General features: G+C 65.0%; 14 protein-coding genes. 8 read left to right on the top strand and 6 right to left on the bottom strand.

Annotated features, from left to right (window positions below; translation table 11 throughout):
- Positions 1–376 precede the first annotated feature (376 nt).
- The 4 genes from CYU59_RS25945 to CYU59_RS25930 all read left to right on the top strand — a co-directional run bounded on the left by CYU59_RS25945 (position 377) and on the right by CYU59_RS25930 (position 2,900).
- Positions 377–1,183, top strand: a complete 807-nt coding sequence (locus tag CYU59_RS25945; RefSeq protein ID WP_293004156.1) for a ParA family protein — start codon at positions 377–379, stop codon at positions 1,181–1,183.
- Positions 1,180–1,587 carry a hypothetical protein gene (locus tag CYU59_RS25940; protein WP_293004155.1) on the top strand — a complete coding sequence of 136 codons (408 nt, stop codon included), beginning with the start codon at positions 1,180–1,182 and terminating at the stop codon, positions 1,585–1,587. Before CYU59_RS25945 ends, CYU59_RS25940 begins: the two co-directional genes overlap by 4 nt.
- 196 nt (positions 1,588–1,783) lie before the next feature.
- Complete coding sequence (locus tag CYU59_RS25935) at positions 1,784–2,116, top strand: hypothetical protein (RefSeq protein WP_293004154.1); 333 nt, start codon at positions 1,784–1,786, stop codon at positions 2,114–2,116.
- Positions 2,117–2,366: 250 nt separating this feature from the next.
- Positions 2,367–2,900, top strand: coding sequence for a hypothetical protein (locus CYU59_RS25930; protein WP_293004153.1), 534 nt, complete (start codon positions 2,367–2,369; stop codon positions 2,898–2,900).
- Positions 2,901–3,055: 155 nt separating this feature from the next.
- Here CYU59_RS25930 and CYU59_RS25925 read toward each other — a convergent pair whose 3' ends face one another.
- On the bottom strand, positions 3,056–4,384 hold the full coding sequence (locus CYU59_RS25925; protein ID WP_293004152.1) for an IS256 family transposase: 1,329 nt from the start codon (positions 4,382–4,384) through the stop codon (positions 3,056–3,058).
- Positions 4,385–5,087: 703 nt separating this feature from the next.
- On the opposite strand from CYU59_RS25925, the gene CYU59_RS25920 reads away from it, so the two are divergent.
- Entirely contained in the window at positions 5,088–6,233 is a 1,146-nt protein-coding gene (locus CYU59_RS25920) for a helix-turn-helix domain-containing protein (protein WP_293004151.1), read from the top strand.
- Between the two features lie 20 nt (positions 6,234–6,253).
- On the opposite strand, the gene CYU59_RS25915 is transcribed toward CYU59_RS25920, so the two are convergent.
- Positions 6,254–6,433, bottom strand: coding sequence for a hypothetical protein (locus CYU59_RS25915; RefSeq protein ID WP_293004150.1), 180 nt, complete (start codon positions 6,431–6,433; stop codon positions 6,254–6,256).
- Between the two features lie 174 nt (positions 6,434–6,607).
- The gene (locus tag CYU59_RS25910; RefSeq protein WP_293004149.1) at positions 6,608–6,847 is read right to left on the bottom strand and encodes a hypothetical protein; all 240 of its coding nucleotides are present in this window, start codon (positions 6,845–6,847) and stop codon (positions 6,608–6,610) included.
- A gap of 234 nt (positions 6,848–7,081) precedes the next feature.
- Here CYU59_RS25910 and mobF point away from each other — a divergent pair, with 234 nt between their 5' ends.
- Positions 7,082–9,913 carry a MobF family relaxase gene (gene mobF / locus CYU59_RS25905; RefSeq protein WP_293004148.1) on the top strand — a complete coding sequence of 944 codons (2,832 nt, stop codon included), beginning with the start codon at positions 7,082–7,084 and terminating at the stop codon, positions 9,911–9,913.
- A 797-nt stretch (positions 9,914–10,710) separates the two neighbouring features.
- The gene (locus CYU59_RS25900; RefSeq protein WP_293004158.1) at positions 10,711–11,421 is read left to right on the top strand and encodes an LppX_LprAFG lipoprotein; all 711 of its coding nucleotides are present in this window, start codon (positions 10,711–10,713) and stop codon (positions 11,419–11,421) included.
- 652 nt (positions 11,422–12,073) lie between these two features.
- Here CYU59_RS25900 and CYU59_RS25895 read toward each other — a convergent pair.
- Together CYU59_RS25895 and CYU59_RS25890 are read right to left on the bottom strand one after the other, a co-directional pair.
- The gene (locus CYU59_RS25895; protein WP_293004157.1) at positions 12,074–12,295 is read right to left on the bottom strand and encodes a four-helix bundle copper-binding protein; all 222 of its coding nucleotides are present in this window, start codon (positions 12,293–12,295) and stop codon (positions 12,074–12,076) included.
- Between the two features lie 459 nt (positions 12,296–12,754).
- Positions 12,755–13,525 carry a TIGR00730 family Rossman fold protein gene (locus CYU59_RS25890; protein ID WP_293004147.1) on the bottom strand — a complete coding sequence of 257 codons (771 nt, stop codon included), beginning with the start codon at positions 13,523–13,525 and terminating at the stop codon, positions 12,755–12,757.
- A 362-nt stretch (positions 13,526–13,887) separates the two neighbouring features.
- Between CYU59_RS25890 and CYU59_RS25885 the strand changes: the two genes are divergently transcribed.
- Positions 13,888–14,460, top strand: a complete 573-nt coding sequence (locus CYU59_RS25885; RefSeq protein WP_293004146.1) for a recombinase family protein — start codon at positions 13,888–13,890, stop codon at positions 14,458–14,460.
- On the opposite strand, the gene CYU59_RS29100 is transcribed toward CYU59_RS25885, so the two are convergent.
- Complete coding sequence (locus CYU59_RS29100) at positions 14,438–14,992, bottom strand: STAS domain-containing protein (RefSeq protein ID WP_363115328.1); 555 nt, start codon at positions 14,990–14,992, stop codon at positions 14,438–14,440. The two genes, CYU59_RS25885 and CYU59_RS29100, sit on opposite strands and share 23 nt — an antisense overlap.
- Positions 14,993–15,066: the final 74 nt, after the last annotated feature.

Here is a 15,066-nt window from a genome sequence, read left to right as displayed (position 1 = left end):
GGCTGGCGTGCCCAGCTCGCCGACGCTCTTCATCTCGATTGCCGGGCATCATGGCCCCTTCCCGACGAAGCTTTAAACCTACTGACGAGTAGCAGGGGCCGTCCAGCTAAGTCCGAGATGTCGGACCTTCACTTTATGAACAATTAAGCATCATGGGGTATTTAGGACAGCAGCATCGCCGACATGGCCGCGACCGCGGGCGAACCCCCCGATCAGCCGCATCCTAGGATGGACTCCCAAAAACCTTTCGTTATCGGGACGACCGGAATCTTCGTCGTCACCGCATCGCGCGGCACACCTCAATCATGTAAGAAAACATGTCTACATGTAAGAAAACATGTAGACATGTTTTCTAGTAAGCGGTAAGCTTTGTGTTATGAATGTTTCCGCAGGTGAGCGGTGTGAAATCGTGGCTGTGGCACTGCAAAAAGGCGGCGTGGGCAAGACGACCACGACCATTAACCTCGGCGCAAATCTCGCCGCGATGGGATTCCGTGTCCTTGTGATCGACATGGACCAACAGGCCCACAGTACGAAAGGCCTCGGTGTCGAGCTCGGCGCCGACGATGCGTCGATGTACGAGGTACTGCACCCGGACAGGGCGATGCGCGTCCCGCTGGCGAAGGTCGTCCGGCCTAGCGAGTTCGGCATCGATGTTGCGCCCGGTCATCTCGCGCTCAAGGAACTCGAGCGCACCGGACTCGGATCAGGGGGCCAGCTGCGGCTAGCGCGACAGCTCGACGACATCGACGGCTATGACTTCGTGCTTATGGACTGCCCGCCAGCATTGGGGGAGTTAACCACAGCGGCGCTGGCGGCCGCCGATTACGTCCTGGCGGTCCTCAAGGCGGGGCCCGATGAAGTCGACGGCCTGGTGGAACTCGGCAACTCGATACTCGATGTTCAGGAGACGCTCAACCCGGACCTGGAAATCCGATACGTGCTGTTGGCCGATTTCGACGGTAATCCGAAGGCCAGCAAGGACGTCCGAAAGCAACTCCGCGCCGATTGGGGGGAGTGGGATGCCGGCGGGGCATACCTGGGTGAAATTCCGCATACCGTGCGAGTGGTCGAAGCCAAGGGAAAGCGCGTCCCCGTCCACGTACACGCCCCGAAAAGCACAGCGGCAGTGGCATACCGAGAGGTCGCCGAACGTCTTGCGGCCAGGCGGCAAGCAGCATGAACGCAGCATCGACCCCCACCGGCTTGCAGGTCGGGTCTACCAAACCCTTGTCTCGCGCGGAGCGTCGGGCACAGGCCGCCCGAGTCAAAGCCGAAGAAGCTCCCGCGGCACCGACAGCAGCAGCAGTCAATCGGCCGTCGCAGCACGACAACGAGATTCCGCCCGCACCGACGCCGACCCCCGACGAGACAAACGAGTCGGCCGAGCCAGCGGTGCGGCTGAAAGCCCGACATCGCAAAGCGAAAAGCCCGTTCGCTACACAGCTGCACTCAGGAACACTGGCCCGGCTCGAATGGATCAAAGCCCGCGGATATGTCATCACCGACACCGTCGACGACGCCATCAACACCTATCTCGACGGCGCCGGCATCCCCAGGCCAGACCACCACGACCGCATGCCCTGAAGTGTGAGGTGCCATGCCCTTCCTCGCCGCCAATTGTGGTGAACGTGGTGGTGCTGGCTGTCAAGGCCACGCCGCTACGCGGTCGACCAAGGTCGAGCCTTGACAGCCAGCACCACCACGCACAAGAGCGGCCACTACGAGGAAGGGCATGCTGCGAAGGCAAACGAATGTCAGAAGGAGTCAATACCGTGGAACCATGACCGCGAACACGCCGCCGGCCGCCAAGCCGCCGCAACCGGGTTCCGTCGAACACTGGACAGCATGGCTGGACAGATATGGCGACGACTACGCCACCGACGACGAACGCCGCGTCGCCTACCAAGACTTCAAGGCCAACCTCGCCACGATGCAATCCGCCTTTTCACAGCCCGATGACATGCACGTGGCTGGCTACCTTGAAGCCCAGGAGCGGGTGGCTAGCGGCGATGCAGACGGTCCCGCCGACGCCGAGGTATGGGTTCCGGCTTATCTCAACAGCTTTGCGCGCGCGGATTGGCTCCAAGGCTTCCGTTCGCACTTCGAGCCATAAAATCCCTGCTCATCCCAGCAACGCCCGGTAATCACGGGCGTCTGCACCCTTGCTCACTAACGTCTCCGGCATGCGCATCGACACGTTCAATTGCTCGCATGGACGCCGGTTATCCAGCGGAACCTGTGAACTGCCCGGGTACAGCCCGAGAATCGGTGTGAAGGTAGAAACGCACCATTTCCACGACCGGCTCAACGCCGTAATCCAGATAAGGCCGCGCGGCGCAGCTCGCGGATGACCGGAGCATGTCGTGACCGCTCGCCACATCTACGTCGATGAGACCAAACACCGCGACTACCTGATGGTGGCCGCCGTCGTGTTGGGAGCCGATTTGGCTTCGGCTCGTGCTGTCGTTCAGGACCTTCTCAAGCCGGGCCAGCATCACCTTCACATGAAAGACGAGGCGGACGGTCGCAAAGAGGCCATCGCGAAGGCACTCGCCGCCGCAGATCTTCGCGCGACGGTTTACGACGCGGGCCGACGACACCGCACTCAGATGCTTGCGCGGGCCGCTTGTCTATCCGCGCTCGTAAACGACCTGGCCACCAGCGACGTCGAGACCTTGATCGTCTTAGACCAGGACGAGACCCTCGTGCAATCCGATCGTCGGCTGCTCTACCGCGCTGTCCGTGCTGCCGGCCGCGAGGCCACAATGCGCTACGAGCACCGGCGAGCGGCCACAGAACACTTACTCGGTATCCCAGATGCCTTCGCCTGGTGTTGGGCGAAGGGCGGCCACTGGCGGTCTCACATCCGACCTGTCATTACGGTGCAGACGGTCTAAACCCACCAGATAAAAGCGCGAAGCCCGAGCGCCGCGGTCGTCCGGCCGGGTCTCGGGCTCACTTCCTGCAGCTATTGCCGCAGACACCATCGATGATAGCCCACACCACCCCTTAGCGGGGTCCGTCAGATTAACGGTGTAAGTGGCATCTTCGGTTAGTTGTTCTCGCTGGCCGGGATTCGGTCGGCGAAGGTGATCGCGAAGGCGTTCAGTGCTGGTTTCCAGCGCATGGTCCATCGCTTCTGGCCGGTCCCGGTCGGGTCCAGCGACCGGGTGACTAAGTATAGGCATTTCAACGCTGCCTGCTCGGTGGGAAAATGCCCGCGCGCTCGGATCGCGCGGCGGTAGCGGGCGTTCAATGATTCGATGGCATTGGTCGAACAGATCACCTTCCTTATCTCGTTGTCGTAGTCCAGGAATGGGATGAACTCCTCCCAGGCGTTGCGCCACAACCGAATTGCCGCCGGATACCGGTGTCCCCACTCGGCGTCGAAGGCATCGAGTGCCTCCTTGGCGGCGGCGGCATTGACTGCGGTGTAGATCGGTTTGATGGCCTTGGCGATCGCGTCGCGGTGCTGGCGCCCGGCGTAGCGGAATGTGCCTCGGATCAGATGGATGATGCAGGTCTGCACGATGGTGTCGGCGAAGACGGCGTTGACCGAAGCCGGCAGGCCTTTGAGCCCGTCGCAGACCAGGAAGAAGATGTCGGCGACCCCGCGGTTGCGCAGCTCGGTGAGCACGGCCAGCCAGTACTTGGCCGACTCCCCGTCGCCTTCGCCGGCCCACATCCCGAGCACATCGCGGTGCCCGGCCAGGTCCACCCCAATGGCGGCGTAGACGGGCCTGGGGCCGACCTGGCCGTCACGGATCTTGACGTGCAGGGCGTCGATGAACACCGCGGCGTAGACGCGTTCCAAGGGCCGGGTATGCCAGGCAGTCATCTCCTCAATCACCCGGTCGGTGATGCGGCTGATGGTGTCCTTGGACACCGCGGCGCCGTAGATGTCGGCGAAATGGGCGCTGATCTCCCCGGTGGTCAACCCGCGCGCATACAGCGACAAGACCACCTCATCGACGTCGGTCAGGCGGCGTTGGCGCTTTTTGACCAATTGGGGCTCGAAGGTACCCGCCCGATCGCGCGGCACCTCGAGCTCCACCGAACCGCACACATCGGTCAACACGGTCTTAGCGCGAATTCCGTTGCGAGAGTTGCCACTTCCATGCCCTTGCCGATCGTGCCGGTCATAGCCGAGGTGCTCGGAAAGCTCCTCATCCAAGGCGGTTTCGATCACCGTCTTAGTGATGGCCTTGAGCAACCCGTCCGGGCCGGTCAACGCCACCCCGGCATCACGGGCCTGGCGCACCAACTCGCGGGCGACTTCGAGCTCGTCGACCTCACGACCTACAGGGACTTCGATCGCCGCCGCAGCGGCATCAGTATCAGCGTTCTCCAATGACGTCACAGCCATGAGAGTCTCGGTCATCTTCGGACCTTCCCGCCCCCGACACACCGGGGGCCGTTAGGCCACTTACGCCGTTACTGCGACAGTCCCCCTTAGCGCGCGGATATCGTCTTACGGCTTTTGGGGTGGCGTCGAGATCCTCCTGCGCGCGGTTGATCACGAAAAGATCACATTCAGCGGCGTGTCGTAAATCAGATTTCGCCGACGCGGTGCAAGGCTTCTTGGCATGAGTCATGGCAAACCAGGTCGTGAGCACAAGGGCGACCGAATGTTGTTGCAGAGTCGGCCAGTACGCGAAGTTTGGGACGCTGTGCATGCCTTGGCCTCCGAGGCCGGGACGTCAGTCAGTCAATACGTAGCCGACCTGTTGGCGGAGCACGTCGGCCGCCCAGACCTCATCCGCGAACTCCATAAGGAGGTTCTGCCGCTGGCGATGTGACACAAGCGACCCGACGTCAAAACTGTTTTGTGCTTTCACCGGCTTGACGTCGAAGCAGATGTGACAAGTCAATAAACGGCGAAACCCCCGGCTGGCAGGCCGAGGGTTTCCGCTTCCCCGAAGGGACGTGTCTTGGTGGACTCGTCTCACGGTAGCGCATACCTGTCTGCAGTTCCAGATGACGCGCGCCGTGACATTTCTGAAATTGCTTCACCGCTGTATCGCGGGTGTTCTTCGTTGCGGCCGCGTCGTGGTGTGGTGTGTACGCGGCCGTGGGTGGGGCGGTTGTCGGCTGCTGCCCATGAGCGGCGCCGACGCTCGGAGGCGGCGGCTGTCGCGGCGATTGTGCTTGAGCTCGGCGACGCCCCGTACGCCGGGGTGCCGTGTTGGACCGGGCGGATGCAGCGCTGGGCCACCTTCACGGTTGCGGTGGCCTATGACTGCCGCTACGACACCGCGGTGCGCCCGTTGATGCCGGGTAACCCGATCAGCCGCCACGCGCTGCTGGCGATCGCTGCGGCCCGCGCGGGCTATGCCGATCACGGCACCGGGCGGAATTGCCGGCCGTCGAATGAGCGGCTGGCCGCCGATACCGGCTACAGCGTGCGTACCGTGCAGCGCGCCGACACGGTGCTGCGGCTGTTGGGGGTGGCCACTGAGGTGCTGCGCGGCCGGCAACGCACTCGCACCGAACGGCTGGCGTCCTGGCGGGTCGGGGACCGGGGGCGCGGCTGGGCCAGTGTGTGGGCGCTGCACGACAACCCCCAGCTCACCCGGCTGGTGTCTTCGCTGTCACCCCACCCGCGTAGCGGTCCCGTTAGGGATAAACACTCACCTACCAATGTGGTTACTACCGACACCGGCAGCCCTGCGGGCCGCCGGCAAGACGGCGCTACGCGCCGCCGAGCACCAGACGCCGAGGGGGCCGCGCTGGCGCGGGCCTGGCGCGCTGACCCGCATGCCCCGCCGTGGGCGCGCCGGCACAGCGCGGCGGCCTGGGCGGCGATCCTGGCCGGCCCCGCCGCGCACGGCTGGAGTCCACGGGATGTCAACGCGCTGATCGGTGACTGGGCCGGGGTGAGCGGGCGGCGGATCCCGGATTGCCCGCATAAGCCGATCGGGCTGTTGGGCGCGATGCTGGCCTGGCACGGCGCTGAGCGCCTCGACCAGCGCCCGGCCGCCCTCGACGAAGCCCGGGAAGCCGCGCACCTGGCCGCGCACCGGGCGCACCTGGTCGCGCAGCGCGCCGCCCACGTCGAGCACCAGCGCGCCCGCGCGGTCGGCCGCGCCGCGCTCGACGGTGCCGGGCATGCCGCGGCCCGCGCCGCCGCGGCCGACGCCGCGTGCGCGGCGGCGCGCAAACGCACCCATGTCGCCGCCTACGAGGCGGTGCGAGTGGCGGCCGCGGTGGCTGCGGCCCGCGCGCATTGACGCGGGCCCGGGCCGCGCCACTAGCAGCGGTCGGTCCCGTCGCCGCTCAGGGTCGGCCTGCCGTGGTGATCCCAGCACACCACGTCCAAATCCGGCAGCCGCGGCGGCGGGGTCCCGTAGACCAGCCAGTCGAGCACGCGTTCACTACCGGGTTGGGCGCGGCGCACCAACAGCTCGGTCAGTGCCGTCTTGTAGTTCATCGGTGTGCCTCGTTTCGACGCGCACGGTACGGCGTTCCCATCGTCCACCTGTGCTGCCCAACCCGGGCGTCGGGGGAGGTGTCGGCGCGTCCCGGATAAGGCCACGGCCGGATGCCCACTCCCGTCGTCTTAGCCGACCTAACTATGGTCGGGAAATCCGGTTGTTAGGTGTGCTTAGCACTGTCGGGCGTGGGCGGCGCGGGTAACGGCGGTGAGGTAGTCGGCGGCGCTGATCTGTCCGGCGGCGAACGCGACCAGGCGGGCGATCTCCTGGGCGTCGGGGAGGTGGCCGTCTAGGACGTTGGTGGCGATGGTGTTGCGGACCGCGCGCTGATCGGCGGGCGGCAGGTCGGCGGAGAGTTCGTCGACGCGCCGCCACAGCGCCGCCAGCTCCTCGTCGTCGTCCACCGCCACCTCTGCTATCCAACCCTTCCGCAGGTTTATCCCACCCGCTTTTCCGTCAAATCCCCTGCACACCTGGGCTTCCCACCGCCCCTGCCGGACCCTCCGTTTAGCAAACCTTTCCCTACAACCGCGTGTCGCTAGGGCACATTTGCACAAGGGTGTGCGAGGTTGGCTGCTGGCACACTTTTGTGTGCCAGCTGAGGGGCCGCCTGGCGGCGGCCGGCGCGACTGGGGTGGTGAGCCATGTTGACGATTGCGAAGCTCTCGCGGTGGTCGGTCAACTACTACAACGACACCGCCCGCGCCGCGGGTCGGGCCGCGAAGGATTTGCAGCAGGCGGGTGGTGGGTTGGGTGAGTATTACGGCGAGCACGACACCCGCACCCCGGTGTGGGTGTGCGCCGGCGACACCCACAAAGCCGCCGAACTGGTCGGGTTAAGTGATGTTGAGCGTGCCGGCGGGGACGCTGATCCAGAGGTGGTGGCGCGCTGGCTCGATGACGGCGCCGCACCGAACGGGGTGTGCGGTCGCGGGTTCGGCAAGGGCAGTGTGCATGGGTTTGATTTGACGTTTTGCGCGCCCAAGTCGGTGTCGTTGTTTCGCGTGTTGCGTGATGAGGAGGTGTCGGAGAAAGCCGTTCTTGACGCCCACACCACCGCCATATCGGAGGCGCTGGAGTACCTCGTCGCGCATGCCGGCTACAGCCGGGTACACAACCCGGCCACCGGGGAGAAAGACCTCGTTCGGTTGCCGGGATTAGTCGCGGTGGCGTATCAGCATGAGACCAGCCGGGCGGGGGATCCGCACCTGCACACCCATGTGCTGGTGCCCAATCGGCAGGCCCGCGGCGACGGGAAACTGGTGTCGGTGGATGGCACGTCGCTGTTTCACGAAGCCAAAGCGGCCGGGGTGATCTATCAGGCCACGCTGCGCCGCGAGCTGCACCGCTCGTTGGGGTTGGAGTGGGCGGCAGTGGACCCGGGAACGGGGATGGCTGAGATCGCCGGCATCGACCCGAAAACCATCACCGCGTGGTCGCAACGCTCCTCGGCGTTGCGGGAGTGGGCGGCGAACAATCTGGTTGTCGTCGACGCGGCCACAGGGTTGTCGGCGGCGCAGTTGGCGGCCGCGCAAAAGGCCACTCGCCCGCACAAACCCGAACAGTTGGCGTGGGCGCAGCTGGTCCAGGACTGGCGCGCGGATGCGCGCGGTCTGCGGTTTGATCGGGACGCTTACACCCAGGCGCGGGCGGCGCGGAAGGCGTGGAGCGCGGCGTCGAGGGCGCCGTTGGATCGGCGCCGGCTGCTGGGTGCGGCCGAGGCGATGGACAAGGCCACCTTCACCCGCGCCGATCTGGTGGAGGTGATCGGCGCGCAGCTGCCGGTGGACACCGACCGGGCCCCGCGGGAGATGGTGGAGGCCGCCGTCGACGCACTCGGTGTGCGGGTCAATGCGCCCCGGTTGGCGCATCAGCGCGAAGGTCATGACCGGTTCACCCTGGAAGCGTTTCTGGCTGAGGAACAAGGCGTGCTGGATCTGGTGGACGCTCAGGATGTGCGGGCCCAGATTTGGGTCAACGAACACGATGCCGCCGGGCTGTCACCCGATCAGCAGCGCGCGGTGTGCAGCGTTGCGGGGTCGCCGTGGCTGGTGTGCCCGCTCTCAGCGCCGGCCGGGGCGGGCAAGACCACCTCGCTGCGCGCGCTGGCCCGTGCGGCGCGCCGGTTTCGGGGGCAGGTGATTGTGGTGGCCCCGACCGGTAAAGCTGTCGATGTCGCCATCCGCGAGGGCGCCGGCGATGTCGGCTACACCGTCGCCAAAGCCGTGAAAGCGTTACGGGAAGGAACGTTGTCGTTGCGCCGGCCCGCCGTGGTGATCGTCGATGAGGCCGCCATGATCGGCACCGACGATCTACGCCAACTCCTGGCGGCGACGACGAAGGCAGGCGTTAAGGCGGTGCTGGTCGGTGACGCCCACCAACTGGCCCCGGTGAAGGCCCGCGGGGGGATGTTCGCTCAACTCTGCGCCGATCTGCCGTGGACGCAGACACTGTCGGAGGTGTGGCGGATGCGCGACCCGCAGGAACGTTCCGCCTCTTTGGCGGTGCGCGATGGTGGGCCGGCCCCGGTGCGGCGCGCGGTGGACTGGTATCGCCACAACGAGCGGTTGCACACCGGGGATGACGTCGCGATGGCCGCCGACGCCCTGCAGGCGTATCGCGTCGACACCGCGGCGGGTAAGGACACGCTGCTGGTGTGCGACACGACGGAGATGGCTGATGCGCTGAACCGCCGCATTCACGACGAGTCGATCGATGCCGCGTTGCCGACCGTCGGCGCGGCGCGCGGGCAGCGCATCGCCGAAGGGGATGTGATCCTCAGCCGGCGCAACGACCCCACCAACCCGGTTCATGACGCCACCGACTTCGCCAAGGCCGCGGATCCGGTGCGCAACGGGCAGCGCTGGCAGGTGTTCGCCGTCGACCCCGAGAACCGGCGGATTGCCGCGCGCCGGCTCTCTGACGGGGCGCGGGTCGCCTTCACCGGCGACTACCTGCGTGACCATGTCACCCACGGCTATGCGGTCACCGTGCACTCCGCCCAAGGCGTCACCGCCGAGCACACGCACGCCGTGCTCGGCGAAAACACCAGCCGCAACCTGCTGTATGTGGCGCTCACCCGCGGCCGGGAATCCAACCACGCCTATCTGTATGAGCGGCGGGCTGGGGAAACCGAACACGAACACGCCCAGGAGCAGGTGGGTGTGCACGTGGCGCGCCGCGGCACCAGCCGCCAAGCCGCCCAGCTGGTGCGAACCATCATCGCCAACCGCGACGACCAAGCCCGCACCGCCCACGACATCGCCGCCCACACCCAGAACCGCGACCAGCTGCCTGACGGGGTGGCGCGGTTCGCCGCGCGGCGCGCCCAGGCCGTGCAGACCCGCCGGCGGGGCTACCGGCAGTCGATCCAGGCCACCGTCGAGGAGCGCATCGAGCAGCAACGCTTCATCGACGCGCACCTCAGCCGCGACCAGGATCGTGAGCAGGGCCAGGACTATGGGCTGGAACTGTAAGAGCGAGCGGTAAATCGCAGACACGCTGGCTGGTTGCCTTGGTCGAATTCTGCGCACACCGCACGAGCCATCGCCATCGTTGATCGCCGCGTTGAGGCCACCGAATGACGATGCCGTTGTCGGCCAGGACAAGTTGGTGACGTGCTATACCCTGAAGGGGTATGGGGTTCGGGCTACGAGCGCTGCGGTGGGGCAGCGGTTGCCTTATTTGGCAGCTTCGACCGGGCCCGGGCGGTCAGGCTATGGCCGCGCTGCGGGAGCGTCGACAGTAGCAACGGCGACGCAGAGATGGTTGTGCTGGCGGTTGAAGGCCGCCAGCCACGCTAGATCGCCGGCGGAGAGCGTGAAGTAGGGGACCGCGTCCTCGTCTGCGATCTTGTCCGGCCAGCTGCTCAGCCGGGCGAGCACGGGATCAGACAGGTAGCGGACCGGGCATCTGGCCTCCGATCGACCCGGGTTCGGGCCATCATCGCAGCGACGCTAGCCCCAGTCAGTTGAGCGCGGCAAGGGCTCCGCCGCGCCGCCCGTAAGGGGATGGGTGACCGATCTGGCCCGGCAGGCTGCCGCTCATCAACCGCGAACATCCATGCCATTGCTGCCACCATCACGGCGTAGTAGGCGTTGGTTAGTCGGTCGCCAGTCGCAGTCGACATTCGGCCAGCCGCACGTGCAAACCAGAGGCCCGCCAACAGCAAGCGGGAATGCCTGCAGTGGAGCAGCCGCAGTACGGAATCTTCACCCGTCACACCAGCACCACAAGGTATTCGGCGGACTGGTTGTTAATTTACGATCCACGTATGCAGACACCGCGTCGCCCTATCCTTGCCGTTCTTGGCGCCCTGGCTATCGCCGTCACTCTGGTCAGCGGCTGTTCGTCGTCTTCTAAAAAGTCCAGTGCGCCGCTGCCGGAGGCGGCCACGCTGCTCAAGCAGTCCAGCCAGATCACCAAGAACGTCAAGAGCGTGCATCTGATGGTGTCGGTGAGCGGCAAGATCAAGGGGCTGGCGGTCAAGACGCTAACCGGCGACCTCACCACATCACCTGCCACCGCCGCCAAGGGCGATGCCAAAATTACGGTTTCTGGTTCCGACGTCGACGCTCCGTTCGTGGTCGACAACGGAACCCTGTTCGCGGCGCTGACCGCGGGCAAGTGGGACGACTTCGGTCCCGCGGCCAATATCTACGACCCTTCCTTGATCCTGAACCCGGATACCGGTCTGGCCAACCTGTTGGCCAACATCGCCAACCCCAAATCCGATTCACGCGAAACCATTAATGGACAGGACACCATCAAGATCACCGGAATGGCCCCGGTTGACGCGGTGAACGGGCTTGTGCCCCAACTGAAGGCCACCCAGCCGTTGCCCGCGACCGTGTGGATCGAGGAAAACGGTGATCATCAGTTGGTACAGGCCCAGCTGGTTCAGAGCGCGGGCAATTCCATCCAGATGACGGTGTGGAACTGGAATGCGCCGGTGCAGGTCACCGTGCCACCGGTGAGCGGATGACAACAAGGCATAAGGCAATTGCCGATTTCTGCGGTGTTTCACCGAATATCGGAATGTTAGTCCGTCCGACCGCTGCCAAACGAACAGGAATGATCATGGTCCCCAAGGTTAAACAGGTGGCCGCTGTCGGAGCCGCCATTGCCAGCGTCGGATGGGTGACCGTTGTAAGTCCGGGCGCAGCGGACGCGCAGCCGCCGCGCATGCCCGAGGAAGTCGGCTTCACCTGCCCCGCCGTCGACGGAATCCACTACGTACAGGACCCCAACAATTCGAACGCGTACTACCTCTGCGTGGATGGGTTAGAGAAGGCGCACAACCAGTGTCCACCAGGATTGGCATATTTGATCATGGGAACGCCGCCCCATTGTCACAACAGGAGTATTCATTAGATGGGGCGAAGAAATACCAGACCAGGCCGCGACCGAGAGCGTAGCCCCCCGCCAGCGCCCCTTCTAATCGCCGAACGTAACCGGTATGTGCCGTCGGTGTGGCGCTATACGGGCCGTTCCCGCAAAGGTGCGGCGCGAGGGCGGCGCTGCGCGCCCTTACCTCGATTTTTCCCGATCAGGCGACATCGGCGCCGATATCGTTAACAGGGGGGCCGCCCAAGATGATCGTTGTCAACCGGTGAAGCCGGCTCAGTGAAGGAGGATCAGGCCATCGCCCGGCACTCCTGAGCGCAGCTGCGGCAGGCCGCCGCGCACGTGCGGCAGTGATCGTTGTCGTGCTTGTCGCACTCGGCGGCACACGCATCACAAATCTCGGCGCACAGCTGGCATAACCGAGCCGCCCACTTCGACCCGCGGGACACCAGCGTCACACACGCCCCGCAAATCGCTGCGCAGTCGAGACACAACCGGGCGCAGTCGGCCATCTTCGCGTCACCGACGCAGCAGTTGTAGGCGCACGCCTCACACGCCTCCTGACACTCCGCGCACGCGTCCAGACAGGCCTTGTTCGTCGCTACCGCCATGACAGAAACTCCTCTACGTGTGAGACACAAAATCGGCACAATCCACCGCTAGGTAGCGGTCCCCGGCTTCGGCAGAACCCGCTTCAAGTGGCCAGCCACCACTGCACACCGTAAGTCGCCCGGTGAACATGACGTAAGGGCACAAAGACCCCTATGCCGATGGCCCACTGTGGTCTATGGCCTGCGCGCAACGCTGAACGACGATCGCAGCATGACCTCCATCCAGCTCTCCGGCCAGCCCTGCGCATCCAAGCAACTCCGGATCCGACCTCAGAATCCCATTGCACCACAACACCATTTACACCCCACACAACACGCACTCGTTAGACACAACGAGCACTGGACGAGTTATTCAGGACACTAGCGCAGGTGGTTTTCCTGACCTCCCTGACTTCGCTCCCGGTCCGGTTGGGCAGTAGGTGTCTGCAGCTGGCGACGGCGCCCACGCTCGATGATCTCGCCGATCTCGTCGGGATCGTCAGCGACCACGAGCAGCTTGACGTCGTCTGCCGAGACCATCCCCAGTTCGAGCAGCCGGTCGCGGATCCACTGCTCCAGTCCGCTCCAGTGCTGCGACCCCGCAAGCACGACGGGGAAGTGTCGTATCTTCTGGGTCTGTATGAGCGTGAGCGCCTCGAACAGCTCATCGAGTGTTCCAAAGCCGCCCGGAAAGACCACGAACGCCGACGCGTAGCGGACCAACATCAGCTTACGGACGAAAAAGTACTTGAACTCAAGCGAGAGATCCACGAACGGATTCATGTGCTGCTCGTACGGCAGCTCGATGACAAGGCCGATCGAACGCACCCCCGCCTCGCGGGCGCCCCGGTTGGCGGCCTCCATGATCCCGGGCCCGCCGCCGGTGATGACGTCGAACCCCAATGTGCCCAGCCGTCTGGCTAGCGTGCGCGCCAGCTGGTAGTACGGATGATCCGGCGGCGTGCGCGCCGAGCCGAAGATCGACACGGCGTGCGCTACGTTCCCTAGCGCCGCAAAGCCGTGCGCCACCTCATCGCGGATCCTGGCCACACGGTCGGGATCGCTGCCCGCCAGCGCGGGAAACCCCGGCCCCAGACAGCAGAGCAGCTCCTCATCGCATGTGCTGGGTATGTGCGCGGTGGACTCATGCATTCACCCGATCGTGCCACGGCGACGTCCCTCCGTGGGGCGTGTCCTCGGAGCGTCCGAGTCCAGGGGGCCGGCGACGAAGCTGAGCACGCCGATTCGTCCCGATATTCACCACTGCACTATCCCCGCCAACAGCTCCGCCGTCTGCACTTGGACGCTGCGAGATTTGGTGAGCCGCAGCGGCATTCACGCAATGGTATGCGCGCGCAGCGAACTTGATCCCGTTGTCTCGGTTGTAGAGAAACGAGACAGGTGAATAACGGCCTCTCCCCCGCTTCAAAGCTCCAAGTCGCGGTGTCTCATATTTTGTCTCACACCGCGTGTCTCATATCCTCAATGTCGGAGGGCAATGAGACGGTACGGGTGTGACAGCAATTCTTGGATACGCCCGGGTCAGCACCACCGGCCAAGACCTCAACGCACAACTGGCGGCCCTGGCTGACGCCGGCGTCGAGCCGGCGCGCATCTTCACCGACAAGCTATCTGGCTCAGCGAGGCCTGCTCGTCCTGGCCTGGCGGCGATGCTCGACTATGCCCGCGCCGGCGACACCGTTGTGGTCACCGCCATTGACCGCCTTGGCCGATCGGTCGCCGAAGTGACTCGGACCATTGCCGACCTCAACGATCGCCACATCCTGCTACGCGCCATTCGAGAAGGAATTGACACTGATACCCCGACTGGCCGCGCCGTAGCCGCCATCATGGCCACTTTGGCTGAGCTGGAGCTCGAACTCGGCCGCGAACGCCGCGCCGCATCGCGTGAATCTCGTCGATCCCGCAGTCTGCCGGCCACTAAGCCGTCAAAGCTGAGTGCCGACCGCCAGGAGCAACTGCGTCGGCTGGCGGCCACCGGCGAACCGGTGCGCGCGCTTGCCGAAGCATTCGGGATTGGACGAGCTACTGCGTACCGCTACCTCAACTCGGACTTACGTAGCTGAACCGGGCCGCCTGCGTTTCCAGCGGAGTGGTTGGCCAGCCAGCAAGCCATCGGCTTTCTGGATGCGATTCGGCGTGCCGTTGCCGCCGGGAGTGCTCATTGTCACTGGGCTGCGCGGCAACCGCGGCCGCCACACTCCAGTACACGGGAATCTGACCGCTAATCCCAGTGCGGCGCAATATTTTTTGGCCGGCGATACTGTCACACACCAGCGCTATCCGGACGTCGGGCCATTCGGCGATCTGCTCGCAAGCAGTGGTGAACTGCGACCACGGCGCCGAGTCGGCAACCGACAGTCTGGTCACATCGATGATGACCGCCCGACATCGGTCCGCTGCAGCTTTGAGGATCGCATCACGCACCCGGTGGTATGTCGTGGCGTCTAATACTCCGTAGAAGTTCAGCACACGACTATGCGCCACCGTGACGGCGGTGACGGTCAACCCGCTGCGGGCGGATTGAATGATGATGCTTGGCGGTGACTGGCTGGCGTGCCCAGCTCGCCGACGCTCTTCATCTCGATTGCCGGGCATCATGGCCCCTTCCCGACGAAGCTTTAAACCTACTGACGAGTAGCAGGGGCCGTCCAGCTAAGTCCGAGATGTCG

This window comes from Mycobacterium sp. (assembly GCF_002863225.1).
In the GTDB taxonomy this organism is placed as follows: domain Bacteria; phylum Actinomycetota; class Actinomycetes; order Mycobacteriales; family Mycobacteriaceae; genus Mycobacterium.
Note: the sequence above shows the minus strand (reverse complement) of the source record. Positions and strands in the feature narration are given on the sequence as shown.